Here is a 19,756-nt window from a genome sequence, read left to right as displayed (position 1 = left end):
TTTGCACCCACTTTTGTTATGATGATACATATAACGCGCAAGGAACATTTTAATGCCGCTCACCGGATGTACCGTGAGGAATGGAGCGCTGAAAAAAACTTTGAGGTATTTGGCAAATGCGCCAACCCAAACTGGCATGGTCACAATTACAACCTGTTTGTAACTGTAAAAGGCGAGGTCACGCACGCTACCGGCTATCTTATCGATTTAAAAGAGCTGAAGATAATTATCAACGAATATGTTATTGAAAAGCTTGACCATAAAAACATCAATAAAGATGTTGATTTTATGGCCGGCAAAATGGCATCGACCGAATTGCTCTGCATTGAGATCTTTAATCAATTAAAGGGACCTATTGAAGCTTACGAGGGTGTGTTTTTACATTCGGTTAAGCTGTATGAAACCGAAAACAATTCTGCCGAGTATTTTGGCGGTTAACTTTATAAGATGAGCGATTCACAATTTAGCCAGGATACCGACGACGACGATTTCGGCGGTTACATCAAAATAGATCGTTACAACCAGGAGCGGATTGATAGTTTAAAGGGTAATTATCAAAACGTATTGAAGCAAATAGGCGAAGATGCCGAACGTGAGGGTTTATTAAAAACCCCCGAGCGTGTAGCCAAAGCCATGCTTTACTTAACCCACGGTTACGAGCTTAATGCCGAAGAGATCCTGAACTCGGCCAAATTTAAGGAAGAGTACAGCCAGATGGTGGTAGTGAAAGATATTGAAGTATATTCAATGTGCGAGCATCATATGCTGCCTTTTTTTGGTAAGGCGCACGTGGCTTATATTCCTAACGGGCATGTGGTGGGTTTGAGCAAGATCCCCCGCGTGGTTGATGTATTTGCCCGCCGCCTGCAGGTACAGGAACGTTTAACCAACGAGATCCGTGATTGTATCCAACAAACACTTAACCCTTATGGCGTAGGTGTGGTAATTGAATGCCGTCACCTGTGCATGAGTATGCGCGGCGTGCAAAAGCAAAACTCGGTAACCACAACATCGGCCTTTACCGGCGAGTTTCTGAAAGAAAAAACAAGAACAGAGTTTTTGAATTTAATTTCGTCTAAACTCAGTTGATTAGGTGAATGGTTGATTGAGTGAGTAGTTGATTGGGCGAATGGTTTTATCGTAATCAATTGTTCACCCCAAAAGCAACCATTCTCTACTTAACCCAATCAACCACTCACCCAACAAGTAACCACTCACCTAATCAACTCAATCAACCAATAAACTAAAACAATGAAAGCATATATTTTCCCGGGCCAGGGTGCCCAGTTTCCAGGTATGGGCAAGGACCTGTACGATCAGTCAGAAAAAGCACGCGATCTGTTTGAAAAAGCTAACCAGATCTTAGGTTTTCGCATTACCGATGTGATGTTTGAAGGTACCGCCGATGACCTGGTGCAAACCAATGTTACCCAGCCGGCTATTTACTTACACTCAACTATTTTAGCTACAGTTTTGGGTGATGACTTTCAGCCTGAAATGGTTGCCGGCCATTCGTTGGGCGAGTTTTCGGCCCTGGTTGCTGCGGGAGCTTTAACATTTGAAGACGGCCTGCGCCTGGTGGCAGCACGTGCCAACGCTATGCAAAAAGCCTGTGAAATACAGCCATCAACCATGGCTGCTATTTTAGGACTGGACGATTTTACGGTAGAAGATATTTGCGAGCGTATAAGCGAAGTGGTTGTACCCGCAAACTATAATTGTCCCGGTCAGCTGGTAATATCGGGTTCAATTGCCGGTATTGACGAGGCTTGTATTAAAATGACCGAAGCCGGTGCCAAACGCGCTTTGAAGCTAAAAGTAGGCGGCGCGTTTCACTCGCCATTAATGGAAGCTGCAAGGGTTGAACTGGAAGCAGCTATTGTTGCTACCGAAATTAAAGCTCCTGTATGTCCTATCTATCAAAATATAGATGCCAAGCCTTACACAGATCCGGAGCTGATTAAAAAGAACCTGATAGCCCAGTTAACCGGTGCCGTTAGGTGGACACAAACCGTAATGCATATGCTTGAAGATGGCGCTACATCATTTACCGAAGTAGGGCCGGGCAATGTGTTGCAAGGCCTTGTTAAAAAGGTTGATAAAACCGTTGTAACAGCAAGCGCAGTACTACCGCAATAATTTTTAAAAGCCACATACAACATGTGGCTTTTATTTTTGTTATAGGCATGTATTAATCAAAAAATCCATAGTATAGCAACATCTTGACTACATCCGGAAAAATACGCCTATTGCTTGCTCTTTTGGGGCTTAGTTTGCTGCTTACGGCCACTATTGTACAAAAAACATATACGCCTGTAAACAGCCTTGTGCAATCTGCCCGGGTGCTGGAAAATAATCTTCATAATAAAGAAGTTTTTATAAATAAGCAGCTTAGCGATACCGGGCGCTTCGAAAAGATGATGAACCTGCGCAACAATGAGCAGGATGCTATTAATGCTATAGAAGATTTTACTACCCAAAACAACATCTGGTTTATAACCCTAACAAATAATAAACTAAGCTTTTGGAGTGGCATCAAAGTATTGCCCGATAGTACAAATGCCATTAAAGAGGGCTATTCATTTATTCATCAGCCTAACGGGTATTATGAAACATTCCGAAAAACAGAAGGGAATTTCTCTGTTATTTTCTTTATTCCGGTAAAGATCAATTATGCTTTTCAGAACAAGTATCTTCAAAATAAATTTGCTAAAGACCTTCTTGACGATGATAACATTGATATAGCCAACTTTACAGATATCAACGTTTATGAGGTTCACAGCAGCGACAACAATTACCTGTTTTCGGTAAAGCTTAAAAATAACGGCACCAATAATGACTTTGTTTATTATGAGCTTTCATTCTGGATACTGACAGCTATTACGCTTTGTATCCTGATGCATAATATTTGCAATTATGTAGCATCTAAAGGGTATGCGGTATTGTCCATCATATTTCTGGCGTTGTACATCGCATTGTTCAGGTTTGTTAACCTGCATTATAATTTACCCGATTTTACGTATAAGCTCAGTATTTTCAATCCCATATTTTATGGCTCAAGCCTGGTTTATCCTTCGCTGGGCGATTTTTGCGTCAATATTCTGTTTATTTTTTGGTTTACAGGCTTTGTATACAGGCAGCGGAACAGGTTTTTTAACAATGTACAAAACAAAGCCCTGGGCTATTTTATAGTTGTTCTATCCATTTTAACGCTCATAATAGTATCAACTTCACTATTGCGTTTGTTTTACGGCCTGGTTATTAATTCAAAAATCAATTTTGATGTAAACAACGTACTCAGCCTAACCGGTTTTAGCCTGTTAGGGGTGCTGATGCTGTGTTTTAGCTTTTTGATATTTTACCTCCTTAATGAAATCGTTTTAACAATATGCCTAAAGCTTAATGTACCGAAAACGCACCAGTTATTCCTGCTTTTGTTCGGAATTACCATAACTACTGTTGTGTTTGCGTATTATCACGAATTTACGCTGTTTTATATTTTATGGACATTGCTCGTATTGATACGGGCCTATAACTTCATTTACTATAAAGGGGAGCTTTTTGCCACTTCATTTTTAGGTATAGTATTTATTTGTGCGCTTATAGCGGCCATTAAGCTTAACCATTTTGAAGATCTGAAAGAGCATGAAACCCGAAAAGCACTGATTCAAAAACTGGAAATTCCGGACGATGCCACTGCCGATTACATTTTTAAAAAGGTAGAGAATCAAATTATAACGGATACTGCTATAGTGCGCTATTTTACCAACGGGCTGCACAATGGCGATTATCTCAAAACCCGTTTTCAAAAGCTTTATTTTGATGGCTACTTGTCAAAGTATGAGTTTAAGGTTCATGAATATAATGCCAGTGAAGAGCCCACATCGGCGGATAAAAACTATGCACTGAGCGTGTTTAAAGACCTGGTACTATACAGCTCATTTAAAGTATCCGACTATTTTTACCGGGAAAACGAATCGTTCGGATACCAGAATTACTTTGCCATATTGCCTGTAAATACCGGCAACAGGCAATTAGGTACCATTGTTATCGAACTTAAATCAAAGCCGCTTCAGTTATCGGGCACTTTTCCTGAGCTGCTTATTGATGGCAACATAAGTCCGGAAAATGATTTTAAAGATTACTCTTATGCTTTTTACAGTGATAATAAACTACTGAGCCAGCGCGGTACTTATGTTTATTCGCTTGATAACAGTGAGTTTAAAGGAGACCTTAAAAAGTATACCGAAAAAGTAACACAAAACCATAGTACCGCCTGGTATGAAAGTTTTACAACCTACAATCACCTGATATACAGGCCAAGCGAAAGAAACCTGATTGTTGTAAGCAGGGAGGAAAACTCTCTTTATTATGCGGTTACGTCGCTTACCTTCTTTTTAGTAGTAATACTGATATTCAGCGCGGTGATCATCTCTTTAAAATGGTCATGGGCCCGCATTAAGATCTTTAACATAGCCGAAGACGGGCTGAAGGTAAACTTCAGGATAAATTTTGATAAGGTATTATATAAAACACGCATCCAGATCTCGATGATACTTGCCGTGGTGGTTACCCTGGTGCTTGTAGGGTTTATTACCTTTTTATCCATCAGCAACCAGTACCACACCCAGCAGGAAAAAATGATCAGGGATAAAATAACCCGTATAGCTTCGGCATTTGAAAACGGCCTTTTTACCCAATATGTTGAGCATATAAGCGAAGAGAGCCAGGTTCATTTTAATGAACTTGCTAATACTTATGCAACAGACCTTACGGTGTTTGATACCAACGGCGTGCCGTTGTTAACCACCCAGCCCAAAATTTATGAAAATGGCCTGGTGGCAAAACGAATGAATGCCCGTGCTTTCATCTTTTTAAGCAAGCTGCAAAAAACCGAGTTTGTTAACGACGAAAGAATAGGGGATTTGAGTTACAAGGCGGCTTACGCCCCAATAACCCTATCCTCATCAAATAAAACTGTGGCCTATATCCAGCTGCCTTACTTTAGTAATGAAACAGATTATCGCGAGCGCATAAGTTCATTGCTTAATGTAATGATTAACGTGTATGCTATTGTTTTTATAGCGATAGGCTTGTTTGCCATCATTATTGCCAGGCAGATAACCGCACCGTTAAATTTTATACAGCAAAGCCTTAGCAAAACCATCTACGGTAAAAAGAACGAACATATTAAATGGTCGCGCGATGATGAGATCGGGGCATTGGTTAAGGAATATAATAAAATGATATCGGCACTGGAAAACAGTGCCCAGCGGCTTGCACAATCTGAACGGGAAAGCGCCTGGCGTGAAATGGCCAAACAGGTAGCCCATGAAATTAAAAACCCGCTAACGCCGCTAAAACTGGGCTTACAGCTGCTTGATAAATCATGGAAGGATAAAGACCCTAAGTTTGATCAAAAATTTGAACGTTTCAGCAAATCTTTTGTCGAGCAGATTGAAAGCCTGTCATCAATAGCGTCAGAGTTTTCGGCTTTTGCCAAAATGCCTGATACCCGTATTGAGCAGATCAATATTTTTGATATGCTGAACCAGGCGGTTACCATTTTTAAGCAAATGGATAACGTACAAATAGCTTACCAGCAACCTGAAAGCGCATTTACTATCAATGCCGACCGCGACCAGCTATTGCGCTGTTTCAATAACCTGCTAAAAAATGCTATTGAAGCTACCCCGCATGACAGGAAATGTGTAATAGATATCAATTACCTGGTTACCAGTAAAAACATCCTGCTTACCATTAAGGATAACGGTAACGGGATCCCTGAAGAAATGCGCGAAAAGATCTTTGAGCCAAACTTTACTACCAAAAGTTCGGGAACGGGTTTGGGCCTGGCATTCATCAAAAATTCCATTGAAAACGCCAATGGTAAAATATGGTTTGAAACAACTATGAGCGTAGGTACTACATTTTATTTGAGTTTACCGGCTGCTTAATGATCAGTAAGAGGCTGTTTGAAAACGACAGTTTTTGAATGTAGAGACGCATAATTGCGTCTCCCGCTTGCAATTGACGGCAGTTGAGACGCTTTTGAAATAGGCTTGTCATGCGGGAGACGCAATTATGCTCTACAATTTTTTTCATTTTTAAACAGTTTCTAAGAAGCTGTTTAAAAACGAATCGAAAGTTTTTTGTAGAGACGCATCACATGCGTCTCCCGGCGGACAAGCTGATTCAAAAGGCTCCTAATCCCGTCGGAAATTGCACTCGGAAGACGCATGTGATGCGTCTCTACATTCAAAAACTGTCATTTTTAAACAATTTCTAAGCAACCCATAAAACATCAGTAAGGCAATGCTTTCAATCTTCATCTTTTACGGTCAGCTCCATCCATAGGTAAGGGTCGGTATTGTTTGGCTGGTGAATGGTAAGCCGGTCTTTAAGGTCGGCGCGGGTAGCAAAAGGGAAATCCAACTGAAACTTGCTGCCGTCCTGTTCAATGGTATCGGCGCGCAATACGCGGCCTTTGCTTTTGCGATGATAGCCACGGAGCATTTCGGGTTTAAGCATGGCAAAGCCAAACTTGGTACTTACCTTTTCGTTAACCGGGATCATAATAACCAACTCCTTTTCGTTCATCAGCTCCAATCCCTGTTTTAAAGTGGCATTGTGGCTTGAGTGGTGGCCTGCTTTGTAAAGCACAGTTCGCTTCAGCAGGTCTTCGCCGGTAACAGCAGTTTTCTTGAATTTTATATTAAACCAGCTTTGCCAGTTGCCTATCTGTGCATCGCCCACAAAAAGCAATACCCGTTTGGATTCTACAAGTTCAAAGGCCAAAACTAGGCTGGTATTATTGGTGAGTTTATCCATATAAAGGGATAAACGGCCTATCTCGCTGAGCCAATCGTGTTCTATCTTTCGCCAGTCGTTGTCTGGATCTTCATAAGCGGCCTTAATAGGGTTAGCGGGATCGGTATCGAAAAAGCGGCGGTTAAAAGGAAAGTCGCTTTCTTCAAATGGAGTTTGCGTATCCAATGAATTAAGCGCGTCAAGCATCAGGCTGCCTGACAAGTCCATATTGGCCAGTTCGGCCATGGCATTAAGGCCAATCACAGCTTCATCTTTGCCGGGGTTCATTTTGGTGAGTTGCTTATTATCAAAGGGCGGGCCAAGTACATATACTTTAACCCCTTTGCTGATCCCCGGCATCAGGAAAGCATCGCCCGGGGTAAGAAAGCGCGGCTTTTTGCCGGCAATTTCCAGAAGCTTAGTGATGGCAGCGCCCCCGGTTTGCCCTTCAGAAAACAAATCAAACCCTTTTTTCTGGTTAATCATATTTTTAACCTTAGGCACATGGCCAAAGTTCTTTTTGAGGAGCGGTTCGGTTTTTGCGTTTTTTTTCCAGTATTTTTCGGTAGCGGAGCGGATTATATTGCCTTCTTTACTGGTTTCGCTGTCCAGATAGGATAGCCAAAGCTCCCGCTCGGGCTTGTTTTTGCCTTTCAGGATATCTCCGGCGGTAAGGAAACCGCTCAGGTGGTCCTTGTGCTGATGGGTAAGAACGATAGTTAGTTTTTTATTACCTATCGTTTTCATGATATCTTCGGCTATCTCTTTTTCCCGTTTGGCATTGGTGCCCTCATATGACCCGAAGTCGATCAGCAAATAAGCTTCCTCCTCTCCGGAGGTAAACCTGATCAGGAAACAATCTCCAAGATTGTTCTGATTATACATACGGATATTGGCAGTAGCAGGCATGGTGAAGGGGTTTAATGGATGTGTAAGGCTGCAAAGGGTTCATCGTCCTGCATCAGCAGGGCGTTATTATCGGCATCACGCATATTGGCAATTGCGTAATCAAGTTGGCGGATTAGCCGGTCGGCACTGCCGACACTTTTCTTGATCACATATTTGATCTCGTAATTGGCCATATCGATGATCAGGGAAGCTCCACCGCGGAAGGCATATTGATCGTTGGGGAAAAAGCCCTGGTAGGGGCTGCCTTTCAGATCGACAAATACCTTTTGCAGGAACATGATCACCATAGTTTTTACGCTGTTGCCTGATTCAGGACTGGGCAAAATCTGCGGCCGGCATTTATACACCTGGAATTTATTCCGGCCGGTTGCCTTTAGTTGTCTTTCAGTTTCCACGCCATCCGCGCCGGTGTCAATATAATTGTAAGTGATAGGCTTAAAATTCATGCCAAGCAGGTTTTCATTAACAGGTACCCCGGGCTCCTTTTTATGATCGAAGAATTGATGGACAATTGCGGATAGATTCTGGGATTCGGTGAAAATGGCGTGGCGGTCGTTCTCCCTCAAAATACGTTCAATACTGCTCAGCACCTTGTTGAGTTGCGGGTTAGGAGATTTTTCATAAGTTGGATCGAAAGTATACTTGATCTTGTCGATTAGTGCCTTTAAATCGTTATCATCCACGAAATAATCGCCGGGCGACTTCCATTTTAGCGCCTCTACAGAGAAAGTATTGACCTCCTGGGGGATAATGCCCCAGCGGCGGAAAGATTCCATCAGGGCGAAGCGCAGGCCCTCTTCATCATCCGGGTTATATTCCACATCCGCAGTGATCAGGGCGCGCAGATAGTCGCCAAAGGTCAGATCGGCAGGAGGACAGTAATCCAATGCGCGAATGCAGATCTGCATCAGTTTACCGGCAATATCGCAGGCCTCGTTAGAGAGGCGCTTCACCAGGTCGGGGTCAATCTCGCCGGATGCCAGGATGCCTGTGCCGTTTGAAGCCAGGCGGAGAAGATCAGCAACGCGGTATTTATAAAGCCGGGCGAAAGCGTCAAAGACTGCGGCCACCAGTAAGCCGCCGCGGGTGTGGGGCTCGGTAACGGTATGGAATTTGGCAGGGTCGGGTTCCATACCAACCAGGAAACTGCGCAGCGCGCGACGGTTAGAAGATACGGCCTGCCCAAACTGGATAGCAAGGTCGCCAAGCATGCTTTCGGGCGAAAGCATATCGCCCCGGGAGCTACGGATCTGATCCTCCACTATCGAACGGAAGGTAAAACGCTGCAGCAAGGCAATAATATCTGCAAAACCTTCATGGAAAGCCAGCATATCCAAATTGGTATCATGAGTAAGGTAGGGGTGGATACTGTGCAGGATGGCGTGGGTGGTTTCGTGGGCAACGATATCCGGCGAGAGGCAGGTAAAGATAGCGCCGCCGGGTACATTATTACCATCCCAGTTATTGGAGGCCTGGAAATAACCGAACAGCAGGGCATTCTTTTCCGGCGAATAAAAAGCATTTTGCTGGCGCATGGCATGCGGATAAATGCGAAGCCGCTGGATAAACCGATGGTCATACTCTGTTCGTGAACTGCCTTTTCCTGTAAGCTTCCCAATTTTTGACCATATGATCTTTCGGCCAAGGGCTTTTTCAAACTGGCTGATTACGCTCATGACCACTGCGTAAACCTGCTGCTGGTGAAAGCGTGGGTCGCCTTCGGAAAGGGCCATCCCATAATCGGCTAAAACAAAGGGCTCTTCCAGCGAAAGCGCTGCGTAATAACACTGTTTGGTTGGGTCATAATCAATCACTTCTACGTATTCTCCCTGCGGCCCCGGCTCCGTCGGTTCCCATTTAATCTTGTAGATCACTTCGTTAACCTGGCGCTTGGCCAGCGTAGAAGAAAAAGAAGGATCGAAAGCATAGCCTCTTAACTTACGGTAAAAAGGCTGCGGGTAGTTGAGTAAGCTCATATACTTGGGGGTTAATTGTGGTTGCAGATGGCTTATTGATAACTTTTAATAGTTGCTTTTCGGCCGAAGTCATTAAAGGGCTGAAACCTTTTTAGGCGTCGGTGGCATGGAGTAGCAGGTAATAGATCATCGAAAAAGCGTGGCCCAGGCACAAGGCTGCGCTGCAGGCAATAGGGGTAATACTGCTGCCCGAAGTTGAACTTACGAAGGTTACGTTTTTTAATAGATAGTGGTCTCCGTACCTTACGTTGTTCGGATAGGATAAAGCGCCAAACGAAAATGCGAGGGCCCGGTAACCTTCGCCAGACATAGCTAATGCGATGTTTTTCATAAAAAATGGCTTAGGTATATTGCGTGTTTAATTCACTGAAAATTAGCAAATTAATTCAATTTTTCAAATAGGATATATTATTTGTTGTCCTGTTTTTTGCTATTGTGTGGACACAGCTTTTTAATCCTATCATTGATAGAAAAAATATCATTTCGACGAGCCAAGGGGTGGCTTGTGTGTTAAAGTGAGGGGAAATTATTTCTTGAGCGATAGCGAAAAATCTTCTACGTCCTGCTTTTACAGGTATAGTTGTAAAGCCAGACGTAGAAGATTTCTCTTTCGCTCCATCACTCAATCCGCCGCTGCTCAATCGAAATGACACTTTTTTTAAAGATGTGTACAAACGATAGGGTTTTTGAGGAGAGTTTTAATATTTATACCGGCATCAAAGTGATGTTATTTAATCATGTTTATGGTCGATTTTGGATAGGGGCCACCGAACTTTAAGCAGTTATTTTTTGTTAATAAGTTGTTTCGCCTTTTCCATTTCTGCATCGTATCCGGTTAAAAACTGGTTAATTGTTGGCATGGTTTCATAGTCGGGTAAGGTGCCACGGCCAAAAGGGATGTCGCCTTTAGGGGTATCTACTATAAATTTGAGGATAGGGATACCGACTTCGAGTTTAGAGTTTGGAAGCGTTAATGTGACCCGGATGCCGCTTGTATTGCCATAATAGCCGCCGCCTGTTTCCTCGCCAATAAACAGGGCGTTGGTATGGTTTCGGGCCAGTGAAGTAAATTCAGAGCCTCCCGAATAAGTTAGGCCGCTAATTAAAATATAAATGTCGCCTTTAAATGAACCTGGTTTTGGCTTTTCATGTTCCTGAATTCCGGGGCGTCTTAATACCCTGCCATCCTTTTCCAGGTAATGTTCTTCTTTCAATTCATTATCAAGGTCTTTATAATCATTCTTATAATCGGTGTAGCGATAAAATGAATAGGTAAAAGCCGATGCCTGTACATATTTATATTTCAGGTAATCCTTATCAGTAAGATATGCAAGCAGGTAATCTTCATATCCCTCGGTGCCGCCGCCATTTTTGCGTACATCAATAACAAGGTGTTTTATGTGCCGGGCATTTATTGTGGCAAATGCCGAATCAATAAAGTTATGGAACTTCATGCCTGCGGCCCTGTACCTGCTGCTTGAAAAAGTATTAATGGTTAACACAGCAGTGTTTGAAGGCGTATCAATTTTTAGTTTAGCCGGCGAAGCATACGTTATGCCTGGAATTTGACCCGCCACCATTCTGATCTGTTTAACAAAATCATCGAAGCTCAACGATGGGATATGGTTCAATAGCTTTTTTTCTCCATTTGCCGGGTCGGATACTTCGATATTAAAAAAATCAACCGGCGGATAACAGCGTGCATAATAAATGGAGAACTTGCCATTTTCCTCAATCCACCGGTATTTACCTGTTGTGTTATAACCATCAGAAGGTTCATAACTTATAAACTTTTGAACCAGCTCATCTATCGGGCGTCCGTTTATCTTAGTAAGGATAAAGCCCCTCAATTTAGCTCCGGCTGCATCATTAATGATGTAAGCCTTTTTGTTTAAAAACTTGATACAGATTGGAAAGTATTTGCCGCTAAACCTTAAGTATGCCTGGGTTTGCGCAGCCAGGTGCAAGGTGTTATGTCCTTCTTTTATAAAAGCGCCTATTGGGGCTACAATATTATAAAAATCAAGGTCAGTCATTCCCGGTTTGATTTTAAGCCGCTGTGCTGTGCAGATACTATCAAATTGAGGGCGGCTGATATACCAATATAAACCGGTGTGGGCTTCTTTTAAAGCGGATATCAGCAAGTCAAAATCCTGATATAATTTACCGGGAGAAATTAATGCGGGTTTAGCCGTTTTTATTTTTTGAAGCAGGGGGAGCCAGCGTTTATCGCTGCGAATCGTATTGAGGTCGTTATCGGTTAGGAGATGGTCATAGTTAAAATAATTTTTACCTATAATAAGTTCCAGGTTTTCGAAGGCCTTGTTAGCATCCCCTGCTAACGCCCATGTGCAGGCTGCGTTATACCTTTCGTCTGCATCAACTATTTGTTCATTTAAGCGAAAGGCATTTTGATAAGTAATAGCCGCATTTTTGTAATCCTTTATTTTGTAAAGTGAATCGGCTTTTTTTATTTGTTGTGGATAAGGTGTTTGTGCCCATGACAAAATGATCTGCATCATTAAGTACAGCAGCATTGCGGTTTTCTTCATAGGTTAAAAATACACAACTGCAAAAATGCAGGGTAACCAAAATTTAATTATTTCAATTAGTGTGTCCCGTAAAATTAGTGTATTTACCTGTACCGGTTATTAACTATAATGTAACTAAAATGCTAAAGAGCTATCGTAGCAGCACATGATTGCCGTTTTAGAGGATTTCACCAAGTATTGCTCTGAATTGTAGAAATAACCCATAGCAGCTTGAATTGACCCCGCTGTTACAGGGCATCGGTTTTTTTGGAGCGCTTTATTTTACTGAAGATATAGTAAATGCTTAATGCAAGAATTGTCCAGTAGAAAGCAAACCCGATAAGGAAGAATGGCGGCGGTGTGTCTGGCTCTTGCCTTAAAAGGTTAATATAAGGTAACAATGGGCCTATTAATACGATTTTAACAGGGAGTAAAATCACAGAGACCACACTCTTCCAGCCTGTTTGTGATCCGGTTGCCAGGAAAGGTTCGCCATGGGCCGGAAACAATCGGGTTTCTGATAAAGAAAGGGAGTTTGTGACAAATTGAAACACAAACGCGAAAATAAGGAAGAGGATGACAAATTTTGTTCTTGAAATATTCATGGCTATGATTAATGAGGTTTATAATACAAAGTTAAGTTAATATACTTTGTATTTCAAAGTACTTTATAATAAAAAATAAAATTAATTTAACACTTTGAAAAAGAGGGGGTAGGCAGGTTTTTATTTGATAAGATGCATAATGCACCCGGAGGCAGGACAGGCAATATATTTTGTAACCCAGTTTATTTTGTTCAGGGCTGTTCCATACTGCGGCGGCCTTTTTAATTGCCCCGGCCCCGCATTGGCTCCGGCATGCCTTCGGCAAGATAGGTACCTGTTACCGAACCATTGAAGGTTGAAGCAAGGGCTGCAACTGAAAAAGCAAGATGATAAAAAACTTTACTTGAGGATCAGCACCGGATTTGTGGCATTTAGAGATAAGGCCTCGGTGATGCTGCTATGGGTTAAGTTGTAAAAAAAGCTGTGTTTGCCTGGCAGGGCAATGATGAGTTGTACTGATTGCTCTTTGGCAAAATTCAGTATGCCCCGCACAATATTTTTATCATCCGAGTAGTGAAGTTTACACTCATAGCAATTAACCAGTTGTTTTACCGATGCCTCAAATTCGGCCTCATGGCCAATGTGCTTGTTCTTTGGGTCGACATAAAGAAGCATCAGTTTGGGGTTAAGCCAGCTGTGCGAAGTGTTAAGCCCCTTCAAAACGCCCAGCCGGGCTACAGCTTCAAGATCGCAGGGTACAAGTGCTTGTTCTATTTTTTTATAATTACAATCAGGCGGGATCACCAATACTTTTACAGAACTGCTTTTTGCAATTTCGATGATCTGTTCGCCAATCATACTTAATTCATGCCCCATATCACCCCCAACTATCATCAGGTCGGGGTGCTGATCTTCAACCACATTATGTATCGCCCTAATGATAGGCTCGGTACTTACTACTGTTTCTATCTCAATATTTTCGTGGCAGCGGTTTTTTAGTTTTTTCATAAGCTCGGCAAGCTGAACTTCTATTTTTTGCCGTTCGTTTTCAATATCATCTGCGCTTATCAATAAAAAGTCGGGCGAGGGGAGGATCTGTTCGTACACCGATGTGTAGTAGCTTTTAAGAAGTATAATTTTCTTTACCGGCATATCACAACCCATATCGGCTGCGTATTTTATGGCATTGGTATTGGTGTCGGAAAAATCTACAGGTATTAAAATAGTTTTCATAACAAACGGTTTATTGTGCGTACTAACCCTGTGCGCCTCATGCTAAATTTACAATTTGTTTAACTATTATAATACAATAATTTGTTACTAAAACTCTAATAAAACCTTACCGCCGTGGTCATAGGCAAAGGCCTGCGCAAACTCGTCAACCGTGTATGTTGCAGCTGGCGAAAGCTTAAATTCAGCCCGGCCGATGGAGTGCACGAGATGGCTTATCATTTGCGTTTTTTCTTCATGCGAAAGCGCCTCAACATAGCCTCTCACACCAAAACCTTTAACCATTAGATTTTTAAAAACAAATTCGGTATTTAAATATGATGTTGGTTCAGGATTAAGCAATCCGTAAGCGATAAGACGCCCGCCTGGCGATAATGATGAGATGATTTCAGTAGCCAAAGGGCCACCAACTGCGTCGAGGGCGGCTTTTATACCCTTGCCTTTGGTAAGTTCATTAATAGTTTGTTTCAGGTTACCAGGTTCGGGAACTATTACCTGCTCGGCTTTTAAAGCGAGTAATTCTTTTTTTTGTTCTTCATGACGCACGGTAGCCATCACGCAAATCCCTTTTTCGGCAGCCAGCTGTATTATGATGCGTGATACCGTTGAGTGACCGGCGGTAAGCAACAGCCAATCGCCGCTTTTTACTTTTGCTTCCTGTAATAAACCGTAAGCAGTATAGGGGTTGAGCGTTAGCTGAGCTGCTTTTTCTAAAGGAAAGGCGTCGGGTAATAATACTACGTCCTGCTCATCAACTATGACATATTGCGCCCATGCCCCTAATTTGCTAAAGGCCACCCGGCTTCCTTTTGGAATAATGCTGTCATGTCCGGCTTCCTCTACATAACCGGCACCTTCAAGGCCCGCAATTTGCGGAAACTTAGGTTGATACCGGTATTTTCCCCCGATAAAAAGAAAGTCGGCCGGGTGAATGGGGCTGGCCTTTACTCTGATGAGCAACTGGCCGGGGGCCGGCCTTGGGTAAGCTAAATGTTTCAGTTGTATCACATTAGCGGCATTGCCTGCCTGCTCAAAAACCAATGCTTTCATAGTTAAAATACAAATTTCAACTATGAAAGTTTTAGCAACAGCAGATACCCCGGTTGTGAAACCAACTAAGAGGGCTTTACTAATTCAAAATAAACTGCATGCTTCTTGGCAGCGGAGATATATTATCTGAAGGAAATGCTGTTAAAGAAGCTCCATCCAGCGTTAGTTCTGTCAGGTAGTTTTCCTTGTTAACTTTTGACACAGCTTTGAAGCTTCCTTTTGATATTGTCTTATCCAAATTGGTTATCACGTAGTCGATACTGTTTAACAAGTTTTTCGATCCGTTGCCATAGTTAAGATATTTATCAATATTTGATGTGGTATTGGTAGCAAATATGGGCGCAAAAAGGGCAACCGGGCTTACCACCTTTACAGCTGTATTATAGTTAAATGTGTATTGCCTTGTCACTGTGCCCCCATCGGTATTTGATAAAGTAAACTTTGAGTAATTACCATTTTTTACCTCGTAATTAATCACCGAATACGTTGAATTAGTCTTATTGTCAAAATTTATCGACATGGCTACCTTGTTCAGATAACCATTGGCATCGTAACTAAAGTTCTCTATCGACTCGATGTTGTTCCCATTCTGTACCTCTTGAGAGCTATGATAAACTACCCTTCCTGCATTATCTAATTTATAGAAATCCTTCACATCCGTATTCAACGTTAAATTTGAACCAGTATAGGTAAATCCTATCCTATGAGTTGCTGTTCCGTTTTCATCAAACGATATTACGGAATCAACTTTCCCGTCACTGGTATATTTAACAACGTCAGACACGAACTTTTTATTTATTGCAAGATCTCCCCACTGGTAATTAACCTTGCTAACACTCATGGGAGTAGTATTGATGGCAGCGTTATCATCTTTTTTGCAGGAAGTTATTAAAATAGCAGCAAAAGCAATTGCCAGGCATTTTTTTATGCCGGATAGTTCAGGTTGTTTCATAAAAGAAATTGTTGCGGGTTTGTGTGTTGTGCGATAATAAGGTTAGTCATGCAGGTTTAGGTTTTATTAATATCTAATACGTGCGATGTTAATAATTATTACTTCGACAAGCATTAATAATTTCGACACCAAAAGCTTTTTTGAACAGATGTATTCACGTAAAGGCTGCAATATATCAATTTTCCATATTGCCTGAAATGTAAAAGGCCCGCCCCGTAAACGAGGTGGACCTTTCCTGTTGGTTAGTTTTGTTTTTAAAACTTAATGCTAACACTCAAAGTTCCGCGGGTTGGGTTTTGAGGAGCCAAACGGAACGACCAGTATTTTTCATTAGTTAGGTTATCCAATTTAAAACCTATGCGGTATTTGGGCTGATCGTAAAACACGGTAGCATCAACCGTAGTGTAAGATGGTATGGTAAACTTAAATGTTTGGGTATTGGTTTGATATGAATCGCTGCCATAATTGCCTCCCACACCAACACCTAATCCTTGTATTTTACCGTTGGTAATGCGGTAACTCATCCAAAGGTTGGCAAGCCTTGCCGGTCCTGAATTGGCCGGGCGCAAACCCTGCAGGCCGGTACCCGGAGCAGCGCTGGTTATTTTGCTGTTGTTATATGCAAAACCGGCTACGATGTTAAACCCATTAAAAGGATTGGCGATCAATTCGGCCTCGATGCCTTTGCTTAGCTGCGTACCGGCCTGGGTTGAAAAACCGGGATGGTTTGGGTCATCCATGGTAGTGTTAGTTACCGAAATATCATAGTAGCTGATGGTTGAGCTGATCTTGTGGTCCCATGCATCAACTTTTACACCGGCTTCCCATTGGTTAGCATATTGCGGTTTAAAAGGCGTGTTATCAAAGCTGGTTGCGCTTACATTGTTAAAACCGTTCATGTAATTACCAAATAACGAGATCTGGTCTTTAACCACCTGGTAAACTAAACCAAACTTAGGCGACCATGCTGTTTGACTGAAATTGCCGGTAGTTTTACCATCTGCAGGTGTATAAGCACCTTTGTTCACAAACCTGTCAATACGGATACTGGCCATAGCGTTTAAACGATCGGTAATGTTAAATACATCGGATACGTAAGCCGCGTATGAGCTTTGGTTGTTTTGAACATAATCGCCTGCCTTGGGTGCCGCAGCTGCCACAAGGGCCGAAACCTTATCGGCAGTAAAGCTATTGTAAGCAGCGCCTGGGTCAAGATAATTGATGGCCGGGGTATTTACCGAAACGTTGCTCCAGTTGCTTTTCTGATTATAATACTCAATGCCGGTAACTATACGGTTACGGAAATGCCCGATCTTAAAATCGCCAATAAAGTTTTGCTGTACGTTAGTGATATAGTAGGGATAATCTTGCTGGGTAACCTGGCGTTTCATTTGCTTGGTGCTATCAACCAGGCTAAAAGCTGTGACCATACCTTTTGTGGTAGAAAACGTTTTGTTGAACATCGTTTGCGATTTCCAGTTATCCGATATCTTATAATTGATCAACGAATAAAGGTCAATTTGCCTGCTCAGGTAATCAACACCGTTATTGGCAAATGAGCGCTTATAGTCAATACCTAAATCTTTAACATTATAAATTTTTCCTTTAGTATCGGGTGTAAGCCTGTAAGCAGATGTGGCGTTCGAGTTACCGATTTCAGCGTCAACATCAACTGTTAAACGGTCATTAATAATGTATTTAATGCTTGGTGCAACAAAAAAACCGCGGGTAAAACCGGCATCCTGGAAACTATGCTCATTGTGTAATGCCGCGTTAACACGGAACAGTACCGTTTTATCCTTATTTAAAGGCATGTTAACATCGGCAGTAAGGCGGTTTAGATCAAAACTGCCTGTTTGGTATGCAATTTCGTTACGAGGTGTTTCATTGGGTTGTTTGGTAACACGGTTAAATAAACCCCCAAATGATGCAAGACTGCTGTTAAACAGCGTACCTGTAGGACCTTTAATGGCTTCTATTTTTTCGATATCGGCGGGGTCGATACTGTTGAAATTATAGCCTGCAACACTGTTACGAATAAAGTTACCGGTAACAAACCCGCGCGATAACAAGGTTGTACGGCCATTATTGTATACCAGCGGCACACCGGTACCGGGAATGTTTTTAAAACCATCTACATAACTGGTTACAACTTGCTCCTTCATCAGTTCGCTGGTAACCACGCTGTAAACCTGCGGGTTCTCCAGGTTTTTGATAGGCAAACGGGCAACATCTTCTGTTTCCTTTTTCAGAAATTTGTTATGCTTGGCGCTTTTAACATAAACCTCCTGCAATTCTTTACCACCCTCAGTTAAAATAAAGTTTACCGTTGCAGTTTCGCCGGCAGTGACCGTAATTTCTTTGGTTTGAGTTTGCAGACCAATAAAGCTCGCAGTTATTGTGTACGTACCAGCCGGAACATTTTTAATAGTGAAATGCCCGGTTTGCCCGGCAGTAGCACCAAGTTGTGTGTTGGTTAAAACAACATTTACAAATTCGGCAGGATTACCGTCGGATGTTTTTACTGTACCTTTTATTGAGCCGGTAGTAGTTTGCGCATTTACATTAGCACAAAACAACAACACCATTAATAAACCGGCTAAAACCTTGTTGAAATTATTTTTAATGTTTGATGAAACGTTTATAGCGGCAGGCTCGCCGAACACACAGATAGGGGTAGTTGTAAAATGCATATTTTACTTAAATAATAAATTGATTAGAGGATCAGCATTAATTAATCCAGCCTGCAAAGCATGGCGACCATCGGGCCCGGATTCCGGCGCAAAGGTATATTTATTTAGATTAATTACAAATAAGGTTTTAAAAAATGACTTATCAAGCTAACAATGAGTCAGATGCATTAGCTCAGCTTATTGCAATAAGTATCTGTGTGATGATCACAATTTGCTTAGCTCATCAATCATCGCCGGGCGGCGCGCATATTTAATTTTGAGTTGCTTCATGAGGGCAATAATTTGGATCCTTATCTTTACAAAGACACAGCTTATGTTATTCCATCCCAACTTCGAAAAGTAAGATCAAGATATGGCAATAGAAATAAAATCCGAAATAATAAAGGAAATTGCAGGCAGGCTTGATGCAGGCATGCTTTGTTTTTACCATAAAACCACGAGCGAGCTTGAATCTTACCCGGAGAATTTAGAAGATTCAGGCTTGGAAGATATGTGGACTGAAGTAACTGATAAAATAGAAGCCAACCCTGATGATTATATAGCATTTGAACCAATGCCAAGTTCGGAAGCATTCAGGGTGATGGAAAACTTTGTAAGCACAATTGAAGATGTATTTGTCCATACCAGGTTTACAGATGCACTTTCTTACAAAGGGCCATTCAAAAATTTCAGCAATTTGCTGCATAATTACCCCAAATTAAGAGAACAATGGTTTGTGTATAAAGATGCCAGCTATATTGCCTATGTGAAGCAACTGATAGCATTTGAAAATGACGACTTCGAATCGGATTTTGATAGTGATGAGTAACTATTTGTAAAGAAGATAGTATTATTTAACAAGTTTGAGCAACATAAGTAATTCTTTGTCGCTGATGTCTTTCTGTTCGGATTTATAAATAGATAAAAGATACCCGAATGCTTTTCAAACTATCCACAATTAATCGAATTGCACGAATTGTTAATTAATTTAAGATTCGTGCAATTAGATTAATACATAAAAATTAGTGTGAAAATTTTTCATTTATAGTTTTCCTATCTGGATGTGGTTAAAAGAGATTTC

Annotated in this window: 14 protein-coding genes; 5 read left to right on the top strand and 9 right to left on the bottom strand. The window is 41.8% G+C overall.

Annotated features, from left to right (window positions below):
* The first annotated feature begins 21 nt into the window (after window positions 1-21).
* From MTO98_RS31960 to MTO98_RS31945, 4 genes are all read left to right on the top strand, one after another.
* The gene (locus MTO98_RS31960) at window positions 22-438 is read left to right on the top strand and encodes a 6-carboxytetrahydropterin synthase (protein WP_090534603.1); all 417 of its coding nucleotides are present in this window, start codon (window positions 22-24) and stop codon (window positions 436-438) included.
* A gap of 9 nt (window positions 439-447) precedes the next feature.
* On the top strand, window positions 448-1,089 hold the full coding sequence (folE, locus tag MTO98_RS31955; protein ID WP_243483499.1) for a GTP cyclohydrolase I FolE: 642 nt from the start codon (window positions 448-450) through the stop codon (window positions 1,087-1,089).
* Window positions 1,090-1,251: 162 nt separating this feature from the next.
* Complete coding sequence (fabD, locus tag MTO98_RS31950; protein WP_243483497.1) at window positions 1,252-2,139, top strand: ACP S-malonyltransferase; 888 nt, start codon at window positions 1,252-1,254, stop codon at window positions 2,137-2,139.
* Between the two features lie 83 nt (window positions 2,140-2,222).
* A complete protein-coding gene (locus tag MTO98_RS31945) occupies window positions 2,223-5,957 on the top strand; it encodes an ATP-binding protein (protein ID WP_243483495.1) in 3,735 nt (1,244 codons plus the stop codon).
* A gap of 364 nt (window positions 5,958-6,321) precedes the next feature.
* Here the strand turns inward: MTO98_RS31945 and MTO98_RS31940 are convergent, their stop codons facing one another.
* From MTO98_RS31940 to MTO98_RS31900, 9 genes are all read right to left on the bottom strand, one after another.
* Window positions 6,322-7,719, bottom strand: coding sequence for a hypothetical protein (locus MTO98_RS31940; RefSeq protein ID WP_243483494.1), 1,398 nt, complete (start codon window positions 7,717-7,719; stop codon window positions 6,322-6,324).
* Between the two features lie 11 nt (window positions 7,720-7,730).
* The gene (locus MTO98_RS31935; protein WP_243483492.1) at window positions 7,731-9,695 is read right to left on the bottom strand and encodes a hypothetical protein; all 1,965 of its coding nucleotides are present in this window, start codon (window positions 9,693-9,695) and stop codon (window positions 7,731-7,733) included.
* A 91-nt stretch (window positions 9,696-9,786) separates the two neighbouring features.
* Window positions 9,787-10,026 (bottom strand): hypothetical protein, encoded by a 240-nt coding sequence (locus MTO98_RS31930; protein WP_243483490.1) that lies wholly within the window; start codon window positions 10,024-10,026, stop codon window positions 9,787-9,789.
* 451 nt (window positions 10,027-10,477) lie between these two features.
* Window positions 10,478-12,247: a S41 family peptidase gene (locus MTO98_RS31925; RefSeq protein ID WP_243483488.1), complete on the bottom strand. Its 1,770-nt coding sequence runs from the start codon at window positions 12,245-12,247 to the stop codon at window positions 10,478-10,480.
* Window positions 12,248-12,474: 227 nt separating this feature from the next.
* Window positions 12,475-12,831, bottom strand: a complete 357-nt coding sequence (locus MTO98_RS31920; RefSeq protein WP_243483486.1) for a hypothetical protein — start codon at window positions 12,829-12,831, stop codon at window positions 12,475-12,477.
* 339 nt (window positions 12,832-13,170) lie between these two features.
* Complete coding sequence (locus tag MTO98_RS31915) at window positions 13,171-14,004, bottom strand: universal stress protein (RefSeq protein ID WP_243483484.1); 834 nt, start codon at window positions 14,002-14,004, stop codon at window positions 13,171-13,173.
* Between the two features lie 87 nt (window positions 14,005-14,091).
* Window positions 14,092-15,051 carry a zinc-dependent alcohol dehydrogenase family protein gene (locus MTO98_RS31910; protein WP_243483482.1) on the bottom strand — a complete coding sequence of 320 codons (960 nt, stop codon included), beginning with the start codon at window positions 15,049-15,051 and terminating at the stop codon, window positions 14,092-14,094.
* Between the two features lie 79 nt (window positions 15,052-15,130).
* Window positions 15,131-16,003: a hypothetical protein gene (locus tag MTO98_RS31905; RefSeq protein WP_243483480.1), complete on the bottom strand. Its 873-nt coding sequence runs from the start codon at window positions 16,001-16,003 to the stop codon at window positions 15,131-15,133.
* A 254-nt stretch (window positions 16,004-16,257) separates the two neighbouring features.
* On the bottom strand, window positions 16,258-18,696 hold the full coding sequence (locus tag MTO98_RS31900) for a TonB-dependent receptor (RefSeq protein WP_243483479.1): 2,439 nt from the start codon (window positions 18,694-18,696) through the stop codon (window positions 16,258-16,260).
* 352 nt (window positions 18,697-19,048) lie between these two features.
* On the opposite strand from MTO98_RS31900, the gene MTO98_RS31895 reads away from it, so the two are divergent.
* Window positions 19,049-19,504: a UPF0158 family protein gene (locus tag MTO98_RS31895; RefSeq protein ID WP_243483477.1), complete on the top strand. Its 456-nt coding sequence runs from the start codon at window positions 19,049-19,051 to the stop codon at window positions 19,502-19,504.
* Window positions 19,505-19,756 lie beyond the last annotated feature (252 nt).

The organism is Mucilaginibacter sp. SMC90, assembly GCF_022811725.1.
Lineage (GTDB): Bacteria > Bacteroidota > Bacteroidia > Sphingobacteriales > Sphingobacteriaceae > Mucilaginibacter.
This window is presented reverse-complemented; position numbering and strand designations above follow the sequence as displayed.

Excerpts from the sequence above, each read along its gene's own strand:
- fabD (WP_243483497.1), top strand. The coding sequence starts at position 1,252 with ATGAAAGCATATATTTTCCCGGGCCAGGGTGCCCAGTTTCCAGGTATG.
- MTO98_RS31925 (WP_243483488.1), bottom strand. The coding sequence starts at position 12,247 with ATGAAGAAAACCGCAATGCTGCTGTACTTAATGATGCAGATCATTTTG.
- MTO98_RS31935 (WP_243483492.1), bottom strand. The coding sequence starts at position 9,695 with ATGAGCTTACTCAACTACCCGCAGCCTTTTTACCGTAAGTTAAGAGGC.
- MTO98_RS31930 (WP_243483490.1), bottom strand. The coding sequence starts at position 10,026 with ATGAAAAACATCGCATTAGCTATGTCTGGCGAAGGTTACCGGGCCCTC.
- folE (WP_243483499.1), top strand. The coding sequence starts at position 448 with ATGAGCGATTCACAATTTAGCCAGGATACCGACGACGACGATTTCGGC.
- MTO98_RS31910 (WP_243483482.1), bottom strand. The coding sequence starts at position 15,051 with ATGAAAGCATTGGTTTTTGAGCAGGCAGGCAATGCCGCTAATGTGATA.
- MTO98_RS31960 (WP_090534603.1), top strand. The coding sequence starts at position 22 with ATGATACATATAACGCGCAAGGAACATTTTAATGCCGCTCACCGGATG.
- MTO98_RS31900 (WP_243483479.1), bottom strand. The coding sequence starts at position 18,696 with ATGCATTTTACAACTACCCCTATCTGTGTGTTCGGCGAGCCTGCCGCT.
- MTO98_RS31895 (WP_243483477.1), top strand. The coding sequence starts at position 19,049 with ATGGCAATAGAAATAAAATCCGAAATAATAAAGGAAATTGCAGGCAGG.
- MTO98_RS31915 (WP_243483484.1), bottom strand. The coding sequence starts at position 14,004 with ATGAAAACTATTTTAATACCTGTAGATTTTTCCGACACCAATACCAAT.
- MTO98_RS31920 (WP_243483486.1), bottom strand. The coding sequence starts at position 12,831 with ATGAATATTTCAAGAACAAAATTTGTCATCCTCTTCCTTATTTTCGCG.
- MTO98_RS31940 (WP_243483494.1), bottom strand. The coding sequence starts at position 7,719 with ATGCCTGCTACTGCCAATATCCGTATGTATAATCAGAACAATCTTGGA.
- MTO98_RS31905 (WP_243483480.1), bottom strand. The coding sequence starts at position 16,003 with ATGAAACAACCTGAACTATCCGGCATAAAAAAATGCCTGGCAATTGCT.